Source organism: Roseobacter sp. FCG-D35 (genome assembly GCF_033436665.1).
GTDB lineage: Bacteria > Pseudomonadota > Alphaproteobacteria > Rhodobacterales > Rhodobacteraceae > JAWQFO01.
The window spans coordinates 473,581-494,733 of sequence record NZ_JAWQFO010000002.1; the positions used below are offsets into that span (position 1 = coordinate 473,581).

Consider the following 21,153-nt stretch of genomic DNA (forward strand, 5'->3'; position numbering starts at 1 on the left):
GCCGATTTTGGCGGACACTGTCAAGGCCGTCCGCCGTTGTCCAGCCGTGCCCCGACGCTTGCGCCGGCTTGCGCGCATCGTTATCTCGGCGCGATGGCGCAGACCAAGCCGATCTTCCTGCATCTGGGCGCGCACCGCACGGGTTCGTCTTCCTTCCAGGCCTGCCTTGCCCTGAACCGCGACGCGCTTGCGGCTGCAGGCTTCGACATCGCCTATCCCGGACGGGACGGCATTCCCGGCGGCAGGTTGCGGTTGCGTCTGCCGGCGCCGCGCCACGGCCGGGAGCGCGACGACGGCTTTGCAAAGGGGATTGCCGAGACCTTTGCAAACATCAGCCCCGACCCGTCGCGCGGGTTGATCCTGTCGGAGGAGAACATACCCGGCGCGATGCGACAGTTCCGCAAAGGACGTTTCTATCCAGCCGCCGAGGGACGGCTGGAGTTGCTTTCTCGGGGCATGCCGGCGCGCCCTGACAGCGTTCTGCTTGTCGTGCGCCGGTACGACGCGCTTTTTCGCTCGAGCTATCGCAAGCGCGCCGAGGACAACGCCGTGCCTGATTTCGCTACGCTGGTTCCGGCCTATCTGTCGATGGATCGCGGCTGGCCGGAGATCGTCGCGGCGATCCGCGACATCCTGCGGCCCGACCGCCTGGTTGTCGTCAACTATCCGGAGCGGGGCACCAGCCTCGACTTGCTGCACCGGCTGGTGCCCGGTCTTGCCATCAGCGGGCTGCGCGAACCCGAAAGGCCGATGAACCTCAGCGCCACGGATCAAGCGCTTAAGGTGCTGCAGGCGCGCTACCGGATTGGCGAGACGTTGGGCCGGAGCCAATGGAAGGCCATCATCGCCGAGAACGCCGGACGGACCGAAGATCACGGCTTTGCGGTCTTCTCCGAGGCCGATTCAAGGAAACTGCGGGCAAGGCACGACCGCGATCTCGACCGGCTTGCCGCGATGCCGGGTGTCACGCTGGTGTCGGGCTAGGCGCGTTCGGCGCGCTTGACCGCGTCCCAGAGCGCGTCCATCTCGGCCAGATCGCTTTCTGCCGGGCGCTTGCCGCGCTCGGCCAACTGCGCCTCCACGGCCTCGAACCGGCGGGTGAACTTGGCGTTGGCCGCGCGCAGAGCGGCCTCGGGATCGAGCCCGAGGTGCCGCCCGAGGTTCGCCATCACGAATAGAAGATCGCCGAACTCTTCCTCGATCTCCGCCTCGCTCAGCGTGTCGCGCGCCTCGACCAGCTCGGCGGATTCCTCGGCGATCTTGTCGATGACCTCGCGCGTCGAGGGCCAGTCGAAGCCGACCCGCGCTGCGCGTTTCTGCAGCTTCAGCGCGCGCAGCAGCGCCGGAAGCCCGATCGCCACCCCGTCGAGCGTGCCCGACTGCGCCTTGCCCGCGCGCTCGGCGGCCTTGACCTGCTCCCAGTCGCGGGTCTGCTGTTCGGCCGACTTGTCGCGGCTTTCGTCGCCGAAGACATGCGGATGCCGCGCCACCATCTTGTCGGAAATCGCCCGGACCACCGACTGGAACGAAAAATGTCCGGCCTCTTCGGCCATCTGAGCGTGGTAGACCGCCTGCAGCAGCAGATCGCCCAGTTCGCCCTCGAGATCGGGCCAGTCGCGACGCTCGATGGCGTCGGCGACCTCGTAGGCCTCCTCGATCGTGTAGGGCGCGATGGTGTCGAAATCCTGTTCGATATCCCAGGGGCAACCGGTCTCGGGATCGCGCAGACGGCGCATGATTTCCAGCAGCCGCTCTACCCCGGCGTCAGGGTCGTGAATGAGGTCGTCAGCCATTGCAGCGGCCCTTCGTTCGGTGTCAGATGCACGTGCCAAGAAACGCCCGAGGAGTCTACCCCCATGCCCGTCGTCAACCGGATCGCCGATTTCACCGGCGACATGACCGCCTGGCGGCGGCACCTGCACACCATTCCCGAATTGGGGCTGGAGTGCCACGAGACGGCGGCCTTCGTGGCCGAACGCCTGCGCGACTTCGGCGTCGACGAGATCCACGAGGGGATCGCCAGAACCGGAATCGTGGCGATCATCGAAGGCCAGGGCGACGGGCCGACCATCGGGCTGCGCGCCGACATGGACGCGCTGCCGATCGCCGAGGAAACCGGGGCCGAGCACGCCAGCACGCGGCCCGGCAAGATGCACGCCTGCGGACATGACGGGCACACCACGATGCTGCTGGGCGCGGCGCGCTACCTTGCCGAGACACGCAACTTCGCGGGCCGCGTGGCGCTTTTGTTCCAGCCGGCGGAAGAGACCGGCGGCGGTGGCGAGGTGATGGTGCAGGAAGGCGTGATGGAGCGCTTCGGGATCGGCGAGGTCTACGCCATCCACAACGCGCCCGGAAAGGACTTCGGCCAGTTCTTCACCAAACCCGGTCCGATCATGGCCGCAGCCGACGAGTTTCACGTGCGCATCACCGGCAAGGGCGGGCATGGCGCGCGGCCGCACGACTGCATCGACCCGGTGGTTGCGGCGGTCTCGATCGTGCAGGCCTTCCAGACCGTCGTCAGCCGCAACCACCGCGCGGCGGACTCGCTGGTGATCTCGGTCACGCAGATCCACACCGGCACTACGGACAACGTGATCCCCGAAACCGCCTACATCAACGGCACGGTGCGCACTTTCGACAAGGAGGTGCAGGCGATGGTCGTGCGGCGAATGGAAGAGATCGTGGCCGGGCAGGCGGCCTCTTTCGGGGTGACGGCCGAGCTCGAGTTCGTCTACGGCTACCCGCCGACCGTGAACGATGCGGCCAAGGCCGAATTCGCCGGGCGGGTCGCGGCGGAAGTCGCCGGCGAGGAGGGCGTCGACGGGGCGGTCGAGCCGGTGATGGGAGCGGAGGATTTCTCCTACATGCTCGAGGCGCGCCCCGGCGCCTACCTGATGCTGGGACAGGGCGACGGTCCGGGCGTGCATCACCCGAAATACGACTTCAACGACGAGATCGCGCCGATCGGGGCCTCGTTCTTCGCGCGGCTCGTCGAACGCGCGCAGCCGGTCGCCGGAGCCTGATACATGGCACTGGAAGACGCAAAGACCCAGGTCGACCAGGCCTTTACGCGCGACGACCTGAAAGGCCCAAGCTTCGAGAACACCTTCGGCGGGGCAACCTCGTTCCTGCGCCGGCGCTATTCCAAGGACCTGTCGGGCGCCGAGATCGCGGTGACCGGCGTACCCTTCGACCAATCGGTCACCAACCGCACCGGCACCCGGCTGGGGCCGCGCGCGGTGCGCGAGGCCTCGGCGCTTCAGCCCTATGACCCGCCCTACGGCTGGGGCTTCGACGTGCTGAGCGAACGCGCCATCGTCGACTACGGCGATCTGGCCTTCGACTACGGGCATGTCAGCGAATTCCCCGACAAGCTGACCGACCATATCCGGGGCATCCTCGCGGCCGACGTGGCCAGCGTCGCCATCGGCGGCGATCATTACATCAGCTTCCCGATCCTCAAGGCCTATGCCGAGAAATACGGGCCGATTGCCCTGTTGCAGTTCGACGCGCACACCGACACCTGGGTCGACGACGACATGACCCGGATTGATCACGGCACGATGTTCTACAAAGCCGTGAAGGCGGGGCTCATCGACCCGGCGCACTCGGTTCAGGTCGGCATCCGCACGACGAACCCCGACACGCTGGGTATCACCGTGATCGACGCGCCGGAGGTGCACGAGAGCGGACCGAAAGCGGTGGCCGAGAAGATCAGGTCGATCCTCGGCGATGCGCCCTGTTACCTGACCTTCGACATCGATGCGCTCGACCCGGCCTTCGCGCCGGGCACCGGCACCCCGGTCTGGGGCGGGCTGAGCTCGGCGCAGGCGGCGGCGATCCTGCGCGGCATCGCCGGCATCAACATCATGGGCGGCGACGTGGTCGAGGTCTCGCCGCCCTTCGACACCACCGGGGCCACGGCGATCGCCGGGGCGCATGTGGCGGCCGAGATCCTGTGCCTTCTGGGCTGGAGGATGCGCGGGGGCGCGGCATGACGAAGACCAACCAGCCGATCAGCGGCAACGATCTGGCGCGGTTTTCCGGCCCCAACACCTTCATGCGGCTGCCTGCCGCCAACGACCTGTCGGGGCTCGACGTGGCCATGCTCGGGGTGCCCTCGGACATCGGCACCTCGTGGCGCTCCGGCACGCGCTTCGGGCCGAAGCAGATCCGCGCCGAAAGTGCGATGATCCGGCCCTACAACCTCGGAACCGGGGCGGCGCCCTTCGACAGCCTGCAAGTGGCCGATATCGGTGATCTGGCGATCAACACCTTCTCGCTGGCCGACAGTCTGCGGATCATCCGCGACAGCTATGCCGAAATCCTCGCCCGCGACCTCGTCCCGATGGCGATGGGCGGCGATCATTCGATCACCCTGCCGATCCTGCGCGCGATCCACGACCGGCACGGGCCGGTTGCGTTGGTGCATGTCGACGCCCATGCCGACGTCAACGACGAGATGTTCGGAGAGAAAGAGACCCACGGCACCGTCTTCCGGCGCGCCTACGAGGAAGGATTGCTCGTTCCCGGCAAGACCTACCAGATCGGTCTGCGCGGATCGGGCTATTCGGCAGAGGATTTCACCGAGGCGCAATCGTGGGGCTTCCAGCACTTCCCGGCGCAGGACTACTGGCACCGCAGCCTCGAGACGCTGGGCGCCGAGATCCGGCGCGACATCGGTTCCGAGATTCCGGTCTACGTGAGCTACGACATCGACAGCCTGGACCCGGCCTACGCGCCCGGCACCGGCACGCCCGAGATTGGCGGGCTGACCACGCCGCAGGCGCTTGAACTCGTGCGCGCGCTCAAAGGGCTCAACATCGTCGGTTGCGACCTCGTTGAGGTCTCGCCGCCCTACGATCCGTCCGGAAACACGGCACTCACCGCCGCCAACATCCTGTTCGAACTGCTGTGCGTCCTGCCGGGGGTCGCCTATCGCTGAACGCTGCCCGGGCGGTCCGGGCGCGAAAGGACCGCCATGAGGGTATTGACCATGATCGGCACCATCGTCCTCGTCGTCGTCATCGGACTGCTGGCCTACATCCGGCTGGCGCCCAGTGATCCTGCACGCTGGCACCAGCCGGTGCCCTATTCCGAGAACACGGACATGCAGAGCGGCGCGGCCCGCGTGATAAAGGCGGAACCGAACGCGCTGGCGCGCATCGACGCGGCAGCGCGGGGCCTGCAGCGCACTTCGGTTCTGGCCGGTTCGGTCGAGGAGGGACGCATCACCTACGTCACGCGGTCTGCCGTGTTCGGGTTTCCGGATTACACGACCGTCGAGCAGAACGACAAACAACTGAAGCTCTACGCGCGCCAGCGCTTCGGGCGCTCAGATTTCGGCGTCAACCGCGACCGACTGGAGCAACTGCTGGCCGCCCTCGAGGCTTGAGGACAGGCAACCCGGCTCGACCTCGCGCCACATCGGCACGTTGAGCGACATCTGGCACTGCGCCATGAACATGCGCCCGTCGACCTGCATGCAGATGGTCTCACCCAGTTCCACGCGCGCGCCCGAGCGGTCCGTGCAGTAGCATTCGACCGTGCGCCCGTCGGGATAGGTCACGTCCGCAAGCGCGGGACCGGTCAGCAACAGCAGCAGGGCGGCAAGACGTTTCATGGCCGAAAACCTAGCATGCGCGCCAGACTTGACCAAAGCCTTTCAACCCGTCACAGACCGGCCATGATCCCGATGGACCGCCTGCACCAGATCACCCAGAGGTTCCAGTACCTCGAGGCCGCCATGAGCCAGGGCGGCGCTTCGGCGGATATTGCGAAGCTGGCCAAGGAATACTCGGATCTGCGACCGGTGGTCGAACAGATCGCCGCCTACCGGCAGCTGTTGTCGGACATGGACGAAGCCCGCGAGATGCTGTCCGATCCCGACATGGCCGAGCTTGCCGAGGAGGAGATGCCGCGGCTGAAGGCGGAACTGCCCAAGGCCGAGGCCGCGCTGCAACTGGCGCTCCTGCCCAAGGACGAGGCCGATGCGCGGCCCGCCATGCTCGAGATCCGCCCCGGCACCGGTGGCGACGAGGCGGCGCTTTTCGCGGGCGACCTGCTGCGCATGTACCAGCGCTATGCCGAGGCGCGCGGCTGGCAATTCGAGATCGTCGAGATGCAGGAAAGCGAGCTGGGCGGCGTCAAGGAAGCGGTGATCCACATCAAGGGCGACAACGTCTTCGCCCGGCTCAAGTACGAAAGCGGCGTGCACCGTGTCCAGCGCGTGCCGGCGACCGAGAGCGGCGGGCGCATCCACACCTCCGCCGCGACCGTCGCCGTGCTGCCCGAGGCGCAGGATGTCGACATCCAGATCGACGCGAACGACCTGCGCATCGACACCATGCGCGCGTCCGGGGCGGGCGGTCAGCACGTCAACACGACCGACTCGGCGGTGCGCATCACCCACCTGCCGACCGGAATTGTGGTCACAAGCTCCGAGAAATCCCAGCACCGCAACCGCGAGAAGGCGATGCAGGTGCTCAAAGCGCGGCTTTATGATCTCGAACGCAGCCGGGCGGACTCCGAGCGCTCGGCGGATCGCGCCGCGCAGGTCGGCTCGGGCGACCGGTCCGAACGGATCCGTACCTACAATTTCCCGCAGGGTCGGATGACGGATCACCGGATCAACCTGACGCTCTACCGGCTCGATGCGGTGATGCAGGGCGATCTCGACGAGATCGTCGACGCGCTGACGGCTGACGCGCAGGCGCGGCAGATGGCGGAGATGGGCGCGTGAGCGATCCATCTCTGCCCCCGGTCACCGCGGCCCAGGCGATGGTCGCGGCGACAGCGCGCCTGCGTGCGGCCGGCGTGCCGGACCCGGCGCGCGACGCCCGTATCCTGCTGGCACACGCGGCGCGCGTCGATGCGGCGCGGGTCACGCTGATCGCACCCGAGGATATCGCGCCCGAGATCGCCGAGCGCTACGAACAGCTGATCGCGCTGCGGGCGATCCGGGTGCCGGTCTCGCAGCTGATCGGCGAGCGCGAGTTCTACGGACGCCGGTTCAAGATCTCGCGCGAGGTGCTCGACCCGCGCCCCGAAACCGAAACCCTGATCGAGGCGGCGCTGGCGGAGGATTTCGAGCGCGTGCTCGACCTCGGGACAGGATCGGGCTGCATCCTCGTCACCCTGCTGGCCGAGCGTCCGCAGGCGCGCGGTGTCGGCGTCGATGTGAGCGAGGCCGCCTGCCTGCAGGCCAGCGCCAATGCGGTCCTGCACGAGGTCGCCGGGCGGGTCGCGATCCTGCAGTCAGACTGGTTCGACGCGGTCGAGGGGCGGTACGACCTGATCGTGTCGAACCCGCCCTACTTGGCCGCCGAAGAGATGGACGAGGTGGCGCCCGAGTTGCGCGATCACGAGCCGCGCCGCGCCCTGACCGATGGAAGGGACGGGCTGAGCGCCTACCGCGTCATCGCGCGCGAGGCGCAGGCGCATCTCACCCCCGCTGGCCGCGTCATCGCCGAATTCGGCTGGCGCCAGGGGGCCGAGGTGGCGCGGATCTTCCGCGAGGAGGGCTGGGCACAGGTCGCGATTCTTCCCGACCTCGACGGCCGCGACCGCGTGGTCTGCGCCTCGAGTCCGTCCTGAAAGCCTCGTAATGGCGGGAAAATGCCAAAAAAGCCGGTGTTTCGGCCATTTGCGCTTGCGAGCGGGCCGATCCCGTGCTTATTCAGAGTCGTTGCAGCGGTGGATGCCCTCCAGGCGGTCCCGCGCGGCGTATGCCCAACATGACCTCATCCGGTAAATCCCATCGCGCTCTGTGCGCTTCCGGTCATACGATACACAGCACGAAGGCTGAGCAGACTTCATGAAATCATCGAGATCCCGGTCCCGCTCGAAGAGCAACCGTAACCGGTCCAACAACTCGTCTGGTGGCAACATCGTCAACCGGGTGTTCGACAGCAACGGGCCGGAAGGCAAGGTGCGCGGGACGCCGCAGCAGATCATCGAGAAGTACAACCAGCTTGCGCGCGATGCGCAGCTGTCGAACGATCGCGTCGCGGCCGAGAACTTCCAGCAGCATGCCGAGCATTACACGCGCCTTCTGAGCGAGGCGCAGCGCGAGATCGACAACCGCCGCGAAGAGCAGGAACGCCAGAACCGCGAGCGCCAGGCCGAGCGCGATCGCGAACGCGCCGAGCGGCAGGAACGCGAAGCCGCCCAGCAGCAGGAGCGTGAAGCGGCGCAGCAGAAGAACGCGGGTCCCAGCGAGTTCGCCGAACCGTCGCAATCCGACGATGAGGGCGGCGAAAGCAACCTGGTCGAGACCCCGGAAAGCCAGCCCAAGAAGCAGCGCGCCCCGCGCCGCAAGCCGCGCCAGAAGGCCGAACAACCCGCCGAGACGTCCGGCGGGCAGGGTGGCGACGGCGGCGATGCGCCCAAGGCGGCCGAGTAGGCCTCAGCCTTTCGCGATTTCCCGCGCCAGCGCGCAGAAGCCTTCCAGAGACACCTGTTCGGCCCTGTCGGTCGGCGCGATCCCGGCGGCGCGCAGCCGCGCCTCGATGTCGGGCGCCTGACCTTTCAGCGATGCGCGCAGCATCTTGCGGCGCTGGTTGAAGGCCGCGGCCACCACCCGTGACAGCACGCCCGCATCGGCCTCGAAGCGCGGTTCCGGCAAGGCAGTGAGATGCACCACCGCGCTCGACACCTTGGGTGCCGGGGTGAAGGCTTCGGGCGGCAGGCTCATGGCGATACGTGCCTCGCAGCGCCACTGCGCGAGGATCGCAAGCCGGCCGTAGGCTTTGGACCCCGGCTGCGCCACGATGCGCTCGGCCACCTCGCGCTGGAACATCAGCGTGAGGTTTTGCCAAAACGGCGGCCAGGTGTCGGGCGTCAGCCAGCGAACCAAGAGTTCCGTTCCGACGTTGTAAGGCAGGTTGGCGGCGATCCGGATGGGCGGGGTGAGATGCGCGAGCGGGTCGACCTGCAGCGCGTCGCCCTCGATGACCTGCAGCCGGCCGGGGTAGGCGGCGGCGATCTCGGCCAGTGCCGGCAGGCAGCGCCGGTCTTTCTCGATCGCCAGGACCTTGCGCGCACCGCTGGCCAGGAGACCCCGGGTCAGCCCGCCGGGGCCGGGGCCGATTTCCAGCACGTCGCAGTTGGTCAGGTCGCCGGCCTGCCGCGCGATCTTCGACGTGAGGTTCAGATCCAACAGGAAGTTCTGGCCCAGCGACTTGCGCGCGGCAAGATCGTGCCTGCGGATCACCTCGCGCAGCGGAGGCAGATCGTCGATGCCGCTCATATTCGCATCAGTCCCGCCCGGCCAAACGTGCAGCGAGTTTCAACGCCTCGATCATGCTCGTCGGGTTGGCGATCCCCTTGCCCGCGATGTCGAAGGCGGTGCCGTGATCGGGCGAGGTGCGCACGAAGGGCAGGCCAAGGGTCACGTTCACGCCACGGTCGAAATCCAGCGTCTTGATCGGGATCAGTGCCTGGTCATGGTACATGCAGACCGCCGCGTCGTAGCTTTCGCGCGCGGCGGCGTGGAACATGGTGTCCGCCGGCAGCGGGCCGGAAAGGTCATGGCCCCCGCCGCGCATTTCGGTGACAAGACCGGCGATCCAATCGGTCTCCTCTGGCCCGATGGCGCCGCCCTCACCGGCGTGGGGGTTGAGCCCCGCCACCGCGATGCGCGGCGCGGGAATGCGGAAGCGCGTCTTCAGCGCCTCGACGGTGATCTCGATCGTCTCGCGCAGCAGCGCCGGCGTCAGGGCGCCGGGCACTTCGCTGAGCGGAATGTGGATGGTCGCCGGCACGACTCGCAGCCGGTCCGAGGCCAGCATCATCACCGAGCGCTCGACGCCTGATAATGCGCCGAGGTACTCGGTGTGACCGGGATAGCGGAAGTCGGCACCGTCGATCAGCGCCTTCTTGTGGATCGGCGCGGTGCAGAGCGCCGAAGCCGCGCCTGCACGGACCAGGTCGACACATTCCGCGATGACCTCGACAACGCCTTGCGCGTTGCGCGGGTCGATCAATCCGGGCTCGGCATGACCGTCGAAACCGCGCACCAGCACCGGCAGCGCCTCGCCGCAGACGGCACGGGCTTCGTCCATGTCGAGCACCGCACGCCAGGTCGCATCCGAGGGCAGGTGCCGCGGATCGCCCATCCAGGCCATCGGCACCGCGTCCTTCAGCGCCTCCCACGCCTTGGTCGCGATCTCCGGACCGATGCCCGCCGGTTCGCCGCAGCTGATGACGACCGGCGCGGTGCGGTCATTCATCGCGCGATGATGCGGGCGTCGGCGCGCAGCTGCTCGAGCCAGCCGTCGGCGTAGGAATTGAGACGCTGGCTGCGCAGGGTCGAGGCCACGTCGGAGCGGTCGACATCGGCGTTCTGCGCGGCGGTGCGGCCACAGAGCATCAGGTAGACCAGCGTCTGCCCGTTGTTGCGGGTCAGTGCCGTCGAGACCTCGTTGGCGTCGAGCTTCGAGAGCTCGATGGCGATGTCCTGCGGGATCTCGGACGGCGCCTTGGAATCGCGCTCCAACACCTCTGGCGGCTGGCCTTCGGAGACGCCATAGAGGTCGTTGCAGACATCGGTCTCGGCCTTGATGCGCGCCGCACGCGTCAGCGCCGCCTCGCTGCGGCCGCCGGCGATGTAATAGACCGCGTAATCGATCTCGGAGTACTCCTTGGCCGGTGCGCCTGTCTCTTCGATATCGCGCAGTTGGAAGATCGCCACCGCCTCGGGGATCGGAAGCGGGTCGGTGGTTTCGCCGGGCGCGAGGCCCAGCAGGATTGGGCGCAGCACGGGCGGCAGCTTGTCGAGGTCCTGCCAGGGCAGGCGCCCGCCGGCATCGCGCGAGGCGGTTGCCGAATACTGCCTTGCGAAATCCGAGAACTCGGCCTCGCTTTCGGAGGCCGCAATACGCTCGGCCAGCGCCAGCACCTCTTCGGCGCGGGCCGGCGGGGCGGGGATGATGATCTCGGAGACCAGAACCCGGATGCCGCCGGCGCCCACGGTGGCGGCAAGCGCGCGGTCGATCTCGGCGTCCGAGATATCGATCCGGTTGCCGTAGCGCGCGCGCACGAGGTTGCGCCATGCGACGCCCGAGGAGACGAAATCGCGGAAGGTCTCGCGCGAGACCCCGGCACTTTCGAGCCGGGCGATGAACTCTTCCGCCGGCAGTTCGGCCCGCTGCGCGAATTCCGCCATGCCTTCCTCGACCTGTTCGGTGGTCAGGGTCAGTCCGACGCGCGCGACCTCCTGCGATTTCAGCCGGTCCTCGATCAGCGCCTCGATCGCGCCTTCGCGGTTCGCACCGGGCGAATTGAGCAGGCGCAGGAACCGTTCGCGCTGCTGCACCTCGTATTCGGTGATCACGGCGTCGTTGACCTTGACGACCGGCGCAAAGAGGTTCTGTGCGAGGGCAGGTCCCGCCATGAGGGCCGCAACCAGCCCTGCAAGGATCGTCCGTCTTACGCCTGACCCGGTCATCTCGCTCACTTTCCACATGATCTTGAGTAGTTTTCCGTTCCGTTCTGCGCGGAGAAGCCGCGCAGTCCGATGGTAAAGCCGAAACTGGTCGAAGGCTCAACACTTGTCGAGGAGGTATACCGGCGCTTCAGCGAAAGATCGACCGTGACGCATTCGTTGGTGTAGACCACGCCCACGCCCGCCGTGGCGGCCCGGTCCGAGGCCAGATCGAAACGCCAGTCGGCGCCCACGCTCCAATTGCGGCTGACATCGTATTCGCCCTCGAAGCTCACTTCCGAGACGTCGTTGTCGCGCATTTCGTCCGGATCCTCGATCAGCCACAGATAGCTCGTGGCGAAGCGCACGCGCGGGCGGATGAAATGGCCACGGATCTCGGACTTGGTGAAATCGAAGCCGCCGTCGAAGAGAGAGCGTGCGCTGATCGCCCAGCCGTTGTCGGTCTTGATCTGGCCCGCCAGAAGGTAGTCGGAACTGGTGCCGCGCAGGCCGGAGCTTTCGGTGAAGCTGGCGTCGGACTCCTCACTCAGGACCTGGCCCAGCGTGAGGTGGGCCTGCCAGCCGCGCGGATCGAATCGCGCCCAGTTGACGCCGAGCGCCGTGACCACGCCGCGCTCGCGCCGGTCGGGGCGCGGGAAGCGCGAGAGGCTGAGCAGATTGCCCTCGTCGAACTCGACCAGCGTGCTTTCCTCGTTGGGCAGGTCGAGCGCGTTGTCGTCGACCCACGCGAGCTGTGCCAGCGGTTCGAGGAACTGCGTCGCGCCGCCCGCTTCGGTGCGCGACATCGGGTAGCGCAGGGCCAGGGCGGCCTGGGGGGTCAGCGCGCTCTGGTCGTCGGGAAAGGTGCTGTCCTGCTTGATGTCGAAGAAATCCGCGACGGCGCCGGCACGGGCCTCGGCCACCAGGCCCTGTGACAGTGTCCATGTGCGCAGCCATTCGGCGCGGGCGTTGATCCGGTTGACGTCGCGGCCGACGATGTCCTGCGTCGACGACCGCTGGTGGCTGTGCAGGTTGAGACCGAGACGCAGCTCGCCACCGACGGCCGAGGGGAACAGCCGCGCTTCGTAGACCGCGTCGCCGATCAGCGTCGGCAGGGTCGAATTGTCTTCGTTGTCGCGCAGTGAGTGGTACTTGATCAGACTGCCGCCGACGAACTCGTCCCGGCGCGCGCGGCTGATCGCGATCTCGCTCTTGAGCCGGTCCTTGTCCGAGTAGTCGTAGTCAAGCAGGTAGGCGTCGTCGGTGGTAGTCTCGATGGCGAAATCGAGCTTGAAGTCGCGCGGAAGATCGAAGCTGCCGTAGCCGAAGAGATAGGCGCGGGTCTCGCCCGGCAGCTGATCGTCGCGCGAGGCCGCGCCGTTGAACTCGATCCGGCCATTGCGGAAGGCTTCGCGGTAGCGGAATTCCAGCGTCTTGGTCTTGCCCGAGATGTAGGGCGTCAGGGTCAGGTCGCGGCTGGGTCCGATGGTGAAGAAATAGGGGATCTTGACCCCGGTGCCGAGCTGCGAAGTGGTGCGCACGGACGGGATCAGGAAACCGGTGGTGCGCTCGACCGTGGGATCGGGCAGGCGCAGGCGCGGAAAGTAGAAGATCGGCAGATCGTAGATCCGGAACTGCGCGCCTTCGAAATAGATCTGGCGTTCGAGATCGTCGTGCACAACGCGCCGGGCGCGGATCTGCCACAGCGGCGGCCGGCCGTCCTCGCAGACTTTGCACGAGGTGACGGCGGTCTTGTAGAGCTGGCTGTAGCGACCGTCGACGCGGTTGATCTGGACCGCCGCGAGTTGCAGTTGCCGGTTCAGGACCAGCCGCGCGCTGGTCAGCAGACCGGATTCCAATTCCGGGTCAAGTTCGGCGGCTGAGGCGAGGATCGCCACGCTCTCGCCGTCGCGCAACGTAATCGGCCCGGTTATGTCGAGCGCGCCGCTGCGCTGGTCATAGCGGATTTCCTGCGCGCGGATGCGGGTCGTGCCCTGGAAGGCCTCGACATTGCCGCGCGCCACCAGCACGCGCTCGGGCGTGATGAACAGTTCGTCGGCCACCAGAACGGCGGGTTCCGGCGGGGCCTCAGCCGACGCGGCCTGCGCCGAGACGTCACGCGGCAGGCAGAGCAGGACCGCCAGCAGGATCAGGATGGGCAGGCGCATCGCTCAGCCGTCCTCCCGGTGCAGCAGGAAGCCCATCGCAAGCAGCGTGCCGGCCACGGGCGGCGCCCAGGCCGCGAGCAGGATCGGAATCTGCCCGTTCTCGCCGAGGATCTGCGCGAAGCTGCGGATGAAGTAGAGCGTGAAGCCCAGCAGGATCGAGCTCAGGACCGCGACGCCGGTGCCCCCGAACCGGGTATGGCGCATGGTGAAGGCCGAAGCGATCAGCACCATCGAGACGAGGAAAAGCGGACGGGCCAGCTCGGACTGGAACCAGACCCGGTGACGCCGCGCGGAAAAACCCGATTCCTCGAGCTGCGCGATGAATCGCGGCATCTCCCAGATCGACACGGCATTGGGATTGCCAAAGCTTTCACGGATGCGTTCCAGCGTCAGGCTCGACGGGATCTCGAGGTTTGCGTCCTCACGTGCGTTGGCCTCGGCGTTGGTTCCCACCTCAAGCGGCCAGGACTTGGCGTCGCGCAGCTGCCAGGCGCCGTCGCGCAACGAGGCGCTCTCGGCCTCGATGCGCTGCACCGGCCCGCCGCCGGGCGCGTAGCCGATGATGGTCACGTCATAGAGTACAGAGGCGTCGGCATTCGACCGCCAGGCGCGGATCACGCTCTGCCCGTCTTCGCCGCCTTGGCGCAGCCACAGCCCCTCGGAGGAAATCGAGAAGCTCGACGCGCGCCCGGTCTTGTACTCTTCGGACAGCTCGGAATAGCGCTTGGATGCGGCCGCCACGATCGGGTTCAGCGTCGAGACGGCCAGCCCGCCGATGACCAGCGCCACCGTCACCGGCGCAAAAAGCGCGCGGATCGCCGAGCGCCCCGCGGCCCGGGTCACCACCAGTTCCGAGGTGCGCGCAAGCCCGATGAAAAGCGCGATCGTCGCCAGCATGGTGATCAGCGGCAGGATCAGGTTGATGGTCTCGGGCGCCGCGAGGAAGGTCAGCCCGACCAGCTGTGCGAAGCTGACGTCGTCGCTGCTGGAGAACCGGCGCGACTGGTCGACGAACTCGACAAGCGCGACCAGCGTGAAAAGCACGACCGTCAGGACGAGGAAGGCGTAAAGGAAACGCCGGGCGAAATACGTGTGCAGGATCATGCGGCCACCGCAGGCTTTGCGCGTCCGGCGCGCCGCGGCGTGGCGCATTTCCCCAAAAGGCCCAGCACGATCAGCGTCCCGAGACCGGACGGCATGTAGACCAGCGGCCAGAGCGTCGGATCCTTCAGGACGACATCCTCGAGAGCCGAGCGCAGCCCGTCGAGCAGCAGCAGGATGCCGAAGGCGATCACCACCTCGCGCCAGATGCCGAAGCGCGAATAGCCGCCGACCAGCAGCGTCGCGAACCCGACCATCGCCGCCACTCCTGCAAAAAGCGGTGCGGCGAGGCGGCCGTTGAACTCGGTCACGATTTCCGACAGGTCCTGGTCGATGCGTTCCGCCAGCCGCGGCCAGGACGTCAGGAATTCGCTGCTCACAAGTGCGCGTACCGAGACGCGCCGCGTGCTGTCGTTGCGCACCAGCGCCGAGATGTCGAATGAGAAATCCCGGAAGTTCGCGGTGGCAAGCCGGCGCGAATGCTGGGTGAGCCGTTGGGCCATGCCGTCGACCATGATCAGCGTCGTCCCGTCGCCGCTGCGCACGAGGTAGGCCTCGGCGGCGGTATAGATCACGCCTTCCTCTGCGTTGCGCCGGTCCGACAGGAAGACGTCGCGCAGCACCCCGTCGCTGCCGATGCTGCGGGTGTAGAAGGTCACGCCCCGCGTCGGGTGCAGGAAGGTGCCCTCGGTCAGCAGCCGCGCCGTGACGTTGCGCGAGATTTCCTCCTCGCGTTCGGTCAGGCGCGCCTGCGCCATCGGCGCCAGCACGTGGCAGAGCACGCTCGACATCGCGAAAACTGTCAGCGCAAACAGAAACACCGGCCGCGCCAGCCGGAACGGGCCCGAGCCTGTGGCCTGCATCACCGTCAGCTCGCTCTCGTTGGACAGGCGATTGGTGACGTAGACGGTCGCCGCGAAACTGGCGATCGGGATCACGGTGAGGATGAGGCGCGGCAGGCCGAGGGCTGTGAACTCGGCGAAGACCAGCGCCGACTGACCGTCGCCGATCAGCCGGTCGAATAGCACGACCGCCCGGTTGATCCAGAAGATCGCGACCAGCACCAGCGCGAAAAAGCCGAACATGACCAGCAGCTGCGACAGGATGTATCTGTCGATTCTCGCCACCGCGCCGTTGCCCTTCTTGTTCCGCTCGTTTGATTGCAGCGGAGATTAGACCAAAGCCCGGGCGGCGGAAACTGCTATCTGGTCATCGGCGGGAGGGCGCGCTAGGTCTGGGGTGCAACCGAACAAGGAAGGCCCGCGCATGACCACCCCGACGCCCGTGACATTCACCGAGACCGATCTGGAGCGCATTGTCGGGCATGCCGGTCGCATCGCCGTGATCGTGACGCCGGAGGGTGGGATGGATCCGGGCGGGCGGCGCGTCAACAAGCTCTGCAAGGGGGCGCTGAAGCGTGCCGTCGAGGCGCGGGCCGAGGACGGTCTGAAGGAAGGTGACAGCTTCGCTCTGGCCTGGCCCGCCGGGCTCGAGGCCAAGGCGATCGACGTGCTGTGTCTCTCGCGGCGCGCGAAACCGGAGGCAGCGCGCAAGGCCGGCGCAGCGCTCGGCAAGGGCCGCGGCACGGCCGATCTTCTGATCCTGGCAGGCAGTCTGAAACATGCCGCCGACCTCGCCTTCGGCGCGGTGTTGCGCGACTACGCCTTCCGCGACCACAAGACCGACGGCAAGACGCCCGAGGGCGGGATTGAGGTGATGTGCACCAGGCCCGACGAGGTCGAGGCTGCCGGGTCCCCGCTCATGGCGGTGGCCGAGGGCACATTCTTCACCCGTGATCTCGTCAGCGAGCCTGCCAACGTGCTGACCACCACCGAGTTCGCACGGCGGCTCGAGGAGATGTCCGAGCTCGGGCTCGAGGTCGAGGTGCTCGACGAGGCGAAGCTCGAAGAGCTCGGGATGCGCACGCTTCTGGCCGTAGGGCAAGGCTCGGCCAGCCCCTCCTACGTCGTGGTGATGAAATGGATGGGCGGCGAGACCGACGCGGCCCCGCTGGCGCTGGTCGGCAAGGGCGTGGTCTTCGACACCGGCGGCATCAGTCTCAAGCCCGCCGGCGGCATGGAGGACATGACCATGGACATGGGCGGCGCGGGCACCGTCGCCGGCACCATGCGCGCGCTTGCCCGTCGCAAGGCCAACGCCAATGTCGTGGGCCTGGTGGGGCTCGTCGAGAACATGCCGTCGGGCACCGCGATCCGTCCCGGCGACGTCGTGAAGACCATGAAAGGCGACACGGTCGAGATCCTCAACACCGACGCCGAGGGCCGCCTCGTGCTCTGCGACGTGATGTGGTATGCGCAGGAAACCTTCGCGCCCGCCGGCATGATCGACCTTGCCACGCTGACCGGGGCGATCATCATCAGCCTCGGCCACGAAAAGGCCGGCGTCTTCTCCAACGACGATGCGCTCTGCAAGGCCTTTCTCGACGCCGCCGAGACCGAGGGCGAGGGCGCCTGGCGCATGCCGCTCGGAAAGGCCTACGACAACCTGCTGAAGTCGCCCATCGCCGACATGAAGAACATCGGCGGCCGGCCCGCGGGCTCGATCACCGCGGCGCAGTACCTTCAGCGCTTCGTCAAGGACGACACGCCCTGGATCCACCTCGACATCGCCGGCGTGGCCTCGGTCAAGTCGGACACCGATTTCGCGCCGAAGGGTGCGACCGGCTGGGGCGTGCGGGCGCTCGACCGGCTGGTCGCGGACCGCTTCGAAACGGACTGAGCCTTGGGCAGCGCGTTCTTCTACCACCTGACGCGGCGCCCGATGGAAGAGACGTTGGCGATGCTGCTGGAAAAGGCGCATGCGGTGGGCTGGCCGGTCATGGTGCGCGGCACCGATCCCGCCCGCATGGCCTGGCTCGACGAGAAGCTCTGGCTCGGCCCCGAGGACGGCTTTCTGCCGCACGGGCTGGAAGGCGGACCGCATGACGCGCTGCAGCCGATCCTGCTCGGCACCGGCACCGGGGACACCAATGCCGCGCGCTGCCTGATGTCGGTCGACGGCGCCGAGGTCACGGCGACGGAGGTGGACACGTTGGAGCGCGTGTGCGTGCTTTTCGACGGTGCCGACACAGAGGCGCTCGCCCGCGCGCGCAGCCAGTGGAAGGCACTCAAGGACGCGGGCGCCCGCGCGCAGTACTGGTCCGAAGACTCCGGCCGCTGGGAAAAGAAGGCTGAAACCTGAGCCGCCGCGCACCGGCCGCGCGCCTCTCTCTGGTTCACAAATATCCCCGCCGGAGGCTCCCGCAGGCGCCACACGCGCCGACGGCAACCGCCTAGCGCGTCAGCGACAACTCGCCGTTCGAGATCTCGATGCGGCCCCAGCGCTGCAGGTATTCCATGCCGAGCAGCGATTGCGACATCTCCCCGCCGTTGACCACCGCGGGCAGGTCGGTGTCGGTGACCGGCCCCAGCGTCACCCGGTCGATCCGCACCGGCGCCGTGCGCACCTCGCCGTTGGCCGTCATCGCGCGCCCGATGTAATTCAGCCCGTCCGGGTCCAGGCCGACCCGATCCGCGTCCTCCCGCGTCAGCACCATGCCCGACGCCCCGGTGTCGACGACGAAGTCGACCGGCGCGCCGTTGACCTCGGCGCGCAGGTAGTAATGCCCGTCGCCCATCCGCGGCACCACGATCCGGTTCTCGTCGGAGAACACCACCTGCCGCGGCTGTACCGTGTCGCGGATGTCCTCCCAGAGCCCTACGATCGCGATCACGCCGAGAAAGATCAGCACCCAAGCCGCGGCCTGCTGCAGGGTCTTGTTGAGCGACAGGCGGGACTGCGACACGAACCAGCCCGCGATCACGAGGCCGAGCAGTCCCAGGTAGATCAACCGTCCGATGTCGTGGCTTTCCATGCGCGCACTCCCCCCCTCCGAAATAGGGGCGCGCGCGGCAGATGTCAGCCCGGGCCGGGGCCGAAACCGAAGGCGCTGAGCCCGTCGAGCACGAATTGCACCGAAAGGGCCGCCAGCAGCATGCCGAAAAGGCGCGTCAGCACGGTGATGCCGGTCTTGCCCAGAAGCCGCCCGATCCGGCCGCTGGCCATGAAGAACAGCATCACGATCGCCAGCACCGCCGCTGTCGCCCCCAGCACCATGGCCGCGCCTTCTGCGCCCGGGCGCTGACCCATCAGCAGGACGATCGATGCGATGGCCCCGGGTCCGGCGATCAGCGGGATCGCGAGCGGGAAAACCGAGGGGTCGTCGCGCTCGGCCTCGCTGTGATCCTCGCGGCGCTTGGTTCGGCGTTCGAAGAGCATCTCGAGCGCCGTCAGAAACAGCAGGATGCCGCCCGCGACGCGAAAGGCCGGCATCGAGATACCCGCGACGCTCAGCACCGCATCGCCGAAGATCGCGAAGGCCAGCAGCACCACTGAAGCGATCGCGCAGGCGCGAAAGGCGATGCGGCGCTGCTGCGCCTCGCCCATGTTCTGGGTGATCGCGATGTAGAGCGGCGCCAACCCGATCGGGTCGATGACCACGAACATGGTTACGAAGGCGGTGGTGATGAAGGCGTAGTCCAGCGTCCTGTCCCTTGTTCGGCGTCGCGCCCCGTCAGGCCGACTGCGCCGTTTCCAGCTTTTCCATGGCGCTCATCCAGAGCGTCTCGGCCCGGTCGAGCGCGTCCATGACCTCGGCGTACTTGCGGTTCCAGACCTCGAGCTCGCCGACCTTGTCCTCGGCGTAAAGCTCCGGGTCCGCCAGCTTCTTCGCCAGCTTGTCGCGCATTTTGTTGATCTTCTCGACCCGCGCCTCCGCCTTGCGCGCCTCGGCCCGCAGCGCCAATGTCTCCTCGCGGCTGACCTTCTTGGGCGCGGCCTTCGGTTTCTTCTTCTCGGCGGGCTTTTCCGGGGCAAGCAGCATCCGCCGGTAGGCCTCGAGGTCGTCCTCGTAGGGTTTCACCGTCCCGCCCGAGACCAGCCAGAGCCGGTCTGCCACCATCGACAGCAGGTGCATGTCGTGGCTGACGAGGATCACCGCGCCGGAATAGGCGGTCAGCGCCTCCACCAGCCCCTCGCGGCTTTCGATGTCGAGGTGGTTGGTGGGCTCGTCGAGGATCAGCAGGTGCGGCGCGTCGAGCGTCGCCAGCAGCAGCGAAAGACGCGCCTTCTGGCCGCCCGACAGCCGCCCGACCTCGGTCTCGGCCTGGTCCGGACCCAGACCGAAGCCCGCAAGCTGCGCCCGCAGCTTTGAGGGCATCACGCCGGGGCGCGCCGCGATCATGTGCTGCAGCGGGGTCTCGTCCACCCGCAACTCCTCGACCTGGTGCTGGGCGAAGAAGCCGACCCGCAGCTTGCGCGCCTTGGTCTGTTTGCCTTCCATCAGCGGCAGGCGCTCCGACAAGAGCTTCGCCAGCGTCGACTTGCCCTGTCCGTTCCGGCCCAGAAGCGCGATCCGGTCGTCCTGGTCGATGCGCAGGTTCAGCCGCGACAGTACCGGCTTGTCGCCGTAGCCGGTGACGCCGCCCTCGAGGCTGATGATCGGCGGCGACAGTTCTTCGGGCTCGGGGAAGGTGAAGACCTTGCGCGCGGCCTCCTCGGGCGGGGTGATCATCTCCATCCGCTCGATCATCTTCAGGCGCGACTGTGCCTGCTTGGCCTTGCTGGCCTTGGCCCGGAAGCGGTCGACGAAGGATTGCAGGTGCTCGCGCCGGGCCTGCTGCTTCTTGGCCATCGCCGCCTGGACTGCGCGCTGCTCGGCGCGCTGGCGCGCGAACTGGTCGTAGGGGCCCTGGTAGAAGGTCAGGCGGCGCTCGTCGAGATGCAGGATCGCGCCCACGGCCCTGTTCAGCAGGCCGCGGTCGTGACTGATGATGATGACCGTATGCGGGTAGCGCGCGAGGTAGGATTCGAGCCAGAGCGCCCCTTCGAGGTCGAGGTAGTTGGTCGGCTCGTCGAGCAGCAGGAGGTCGGGCTGCGAGAACAGCACGGCCGCCAGTGCCACGCGCATCCGCCAGCCGCCCGAGAAGGCCGAGCAGGGCATCCGCTGCTCGGCATCGTCAAAGCCGAGGCCCTTCAGGATCGTCGAGGCACGCGCCTCGGCCGACCAGGCGTCTATGTCGGCGAGCCGGGTCTGGATCTCGGCGATGCGATGCGCGTCGCCCTGTGTCTCGGCTTCGTGCATCAGCGCCGCGCGCTCGGTGTCGGCGGCCAGTACGGTGTCGATCAGCGAGGTCCCGGACGAAGGCACTTCCTGTGCGACGCCGCCGATCCGCGCGCGCGAGGGCAGCGAGATCTCGCCGCCGTCGAGCGGCAGCTCGCCACGGATGATCCGGAACAGCGTCGTTTTGCCCGCGCCGTTGCGCCCGACAAGGCCGACCTTGTGGCCGTCGGGGATCGTCGCGCTCGCCTCCTCGAAGAGGGGTCGGCCCTCGACCGAATAGCTTATGTTCTGGATCTTCAGCATGCCCGCGCCTTTAGCAGAGCGCCGCGGGACTG

At 67.5% G+C, this 21,153-nt stretch carries 21 protein-coding genes; 10 read left to right on the forward strand and 11 right to left on the reverse strand.

The genetic code is table 11. The annotated features are described in order from the left end of the window. Positions 1-93 precede the first annotated feature (93 nt). Positions 94-984, forward strand: coding sequence for a hypothetical protein (locus R5H30_RS06430; protein WP_318327259.1), 891 nt, complete (start codon positions 94-96; stop codon positions 982-984). On the opposite strand, the gene mazG is transcribed toward R5H30_RS06430, so the two are convergent. Then, positions 981-1,793 carry a nucleoside triphosphate pyrophosphohydrolase gene (gene mazG, locus R5H30_RS06435; protein WP_318327260.1) on the reverse strand — a complete coding sequence of 271 codons (813 nt, stop codon included), beginning with the start codon at positions 1,791-1,793 and terminating at the stop codon, positions 981-983. The two genes, R5H30_RS06430 and mazG, sit on opposite strands and share 4 nt — an antisense overlap. 63 nt (positions 1,794-1,856) lie before the next feature. Here mazG and R5H30_RS06440 point away from each other — a divergent pair, with 63 nt between their 5' ends. From R5H30_RS06440 to R5H30_RS06455, 4 genes are read left to right on the forward strand one after another with little or no spacing between them, the layout of a single operon-like run. After that, positions 1,857-3,026, forward strand: a complete 1,170-nt coding sequence (locus R5H30_RS06440) for a M20 aminoacylase family protein (protein WP_318327261.1) — start codon at positions 1,857-1,859, stop codon at positions 3,024-3,026. Positions 3,027-3,029: 3 nt separating this feature from the next. Continuing rightward, positions 3,030-4,001, forward strand: coding sequence for an agmatinase (gene speB, locus R5H30_RS06445; RefSeq protein ID WP_318327262.1), 972 nt, complete (start codon positions 3,030-3,032; stop codon positions 3,999-4,001). Next, positions 3,998-4,948, forward strand: coding sequence for an agmatinase (gene speB / locus R5H30_RS06450; protein ID WP_318327263.1), 951 nt, complete (start codon positions 3,998-4,000; stop codon positions 4,946-4,948). The genes speB (R5H30_RS06445) and speB (R5H30_RS06450) overlap by 4 nt, the downstream gene beginning before the upstream one ends. 36 nt (positions 4,949-4,984) lie before the next feature. Next, positions 4,985-5,398 carry a DUF1499 domain-containing protein gene (locus R5H30_RS06455; RefSeq protein ID WP_318327264.1) on the forward strand — a complete coding sequence of 138 codons (414 nt, stop codon included), beginning with the start codon at positions 4,985-4,987 and terminating at the stop codon, positions 5,396-5,398. On the opposite strand, the gene R5H30_RS06460 is transcribed toward R5H30_RS06455, so the two are convergent. Then, positions 5,339-5,626, reverse strand: a complete 288-nt coding sequence (locus R5H30_RS06460) for a hypothetical protein (RefSeq protein ID WP_318327266.1) — start codon at positions 5,624-5,626, stop codon at positions 5,339-5,341. The two genes, R5H30_RS06455 and R5H30_RS06460, sit on opposite strands and share 60 nt — an antisense overlap. A gap of 63 nt (positions 5,627-5,689) precedes the next feature. Between R5H30_RS06460 and prfA the strand changes: the two genes are divergently transcribed. From prfA to R5H30_RS06475, 3 genes are all read left to right on the forward strand, one after another. Continuing rightward, entirely contained in the window at positions 5,690-6,745 is a 1,056-nt protein-coding gene (prfA, locus tag R5H30_RS06465) for a peptide chain release factor 1 (RefSeq protein ID WP_318327267.1), read from the forward strand. 38 nt (positions 6,746-6,783) lie between these two features. Further along, positions 6,784-7,599: a peptide chain release factor N(5)-glutamine methyltransferase gene (gene prmC / locus R5H30_RS06470; RefSeq protein ID WP_318327733.1), complete on the forward strand. Its 816-nt coding sequence runs from the start codon at positions 6,784-6,786 to the stop codon at positions 7,597-7,599. A gap of 220 nt (positions 7,600-7,819) precedes the next feature. Then, positions 7,820-8,407, forward strand: coding sequence for a DUF4167 domain-containing protein (locus R5H30_RS06475; protein WP_318327268.1), 588 nt, complete (start codon positions 7,820-7,822; stop codon positions 8,405-8,407). A 3-nt stretch (positions 8,408-8,410) separates the two neighbouring features. On the opposite strand, the gene rsmA is transcribed toward R5H30_RS06475, so the two are convergent. Genes rsmA through lptF form a run of 6 tightly spaced genes read right to left on the reverse strand, consistent with a single transcriptional unit; the run spans position 8,411 to position 15,824 of the window. Continuing rightward, a complete protein-coding gene (gene rsmA, locus R5H30_RS06480) occupies positions 8,411-9,253 on the reverse strand; it encodes a 16S rRNA (adenine(1518)-N(6)/adenine(1519)-N(6))-dimethyltransferase RsmA (RefSeq protein ID WP_318327270.1) in 843 nt (280 codons plus the stop codon). 7 nt (positions 9,254-9,260) lie between these two features. Further along, entirely contained in the window at positions 9,261-10,235 is a 975-nt protein-coding gene (gene pdxA / locus R5H30_RS06485) for a 4-hydroxythreonine-4-phosphate dehydrogenase PdxA (protein ID WP_318327271.1), read from the reverse strand. Beyond that, positions 10,232-11,452 (reverse strand): peptidylprolyl isomerase, encoded by a 1,221-nt coding sequence (locus tag R5H30_RS06490; protein WP_412105106.1) that lies wholly within the window; start codon positions 11,450-11,452, stop codon positions 10,232-10,234. The genes pdxA and R5H30_RS06490 overlap by 4 nt, the downstream gene beginning before the upstream one ends. A gap of 5 nt (positions 11,453-11,457) precedes the next feature. Next, positions 11,458-13,596, reverse strand: a complete 2,139-nt coding sequence (locus R5H30_RS06495; RefSeq protein ID WP_318327273.1) for an LPS-assembly protein LptD — start codon at positions 13,594-13,596, stop codon at positions 11,458-11,460. A 3-nt stretch (positions 13,597-13,599) separates the two neighbouring features. Continuing rightward, positions 13,600-14,700 carry an LPS export ABC transporter permease LptG gene (lptG, locus tag R5H30_RS06500; RefSeq protein WP_318327275.1) on the reverse strand — a complete coding sequence of 367 codons (1,101 nt, stop codon included), beginning with the start codon at positions 14,698-14,700 and terminating at the stop codon, positions 13,600-13,602. Continuing rightward, the gene (lptF, locus tag R5H30_RS06505) at positions 14,697-15,824 is read right to left on the reverse strand and encodes an LPS export ABC transporter permease LptF (protein WP_318327276.1); all 1,128 of its coding nucleotides are present in this window, start codon (positions 15,822-15,824) and stop codon (positions 14,697-14,699) included. Before lptF ends, lptG begins: the two co-directional genes overlap by 4 nt. Before the next feature lie 139 nt (positions 15,825-15,963). On the opposite strand from lptF, the gene R5H30_RS06510 reads away from it, so the two are divergent. After that, positions 15,964-17,436 (forward strand): leucyl aminopeptidase, encoded by a 1,473-nt coding sequence (locus R5H30_RS06510; protein WP_318327277.1) that lies wholly within the window; start codon positions 15,964-15,966, stop codon positions 17,434-17,436. A 3-nt stretch (positions 17,437-17,439) separates the two neighbouring features. Beyond that, positions 17,440-17,898 carry a DNA polymerase III subunit chi gene (locus R5H30_RS06515; protein ID WP_318327278.1) on the forward strand — a complete coding sequence of 153 codons (459 nt, stop codon included), beginning with the start codon at positions 17,440-17,442 and terminating at the stop codon, positions 17,896-17,898. A gap of 91 nt (positions 17,899-17,989) precedes the next feature. Here R5H30_RS06515 and R5H30_RS06520 read toward each other — a convergent pair whose 3' ends face one another. From R5H30_RS06520 to abc-f, 3 genes are read right to left on the reverse strand one after another with little or no spacing between them, the layout of a single operon-like run. Beyond that, positions 17,990-18,571: a retropepsin-like aspartic protease family protein gene (locus R5H30_RS06520; RefSeq protein ID WP_318327279.1), complete on the reverse strand. Its 582-nt coding sequence runs from the start codon at positions 18,569-18,571 to the stop codon at positions 17,990-17,992. A 44-nt stretch (positions 18,572-18,615) separates the two neighbouring features. Continuing rightward, positions 18,616-19,239 carry a MarC family protein gene (locus R5H30_RS06525; protein ID WP_318327734.1) on the reverse strand — a complete coding sequence of 208 codons (624 nt, stop codon included), beginning with the start codon at positions 19,237-19,239 and terminating at the stop codon, positions 18,616-18,618. Between the two features lie 31 nt (positions 19,240-19,270). Next, positions 19,271-21,121, reverse strand: a complete 1,851-nt coding sequence (abc-f, locus tag R5H30_RS06530; protein WP_318327280.1) for a ribosomal protection-like ABC-F family protein — start codon at positions 21,119-21,121, stop codon at positions 19,271-19,273. Positions 21,122-21,153: the final 32 nt, after the last annotated feature.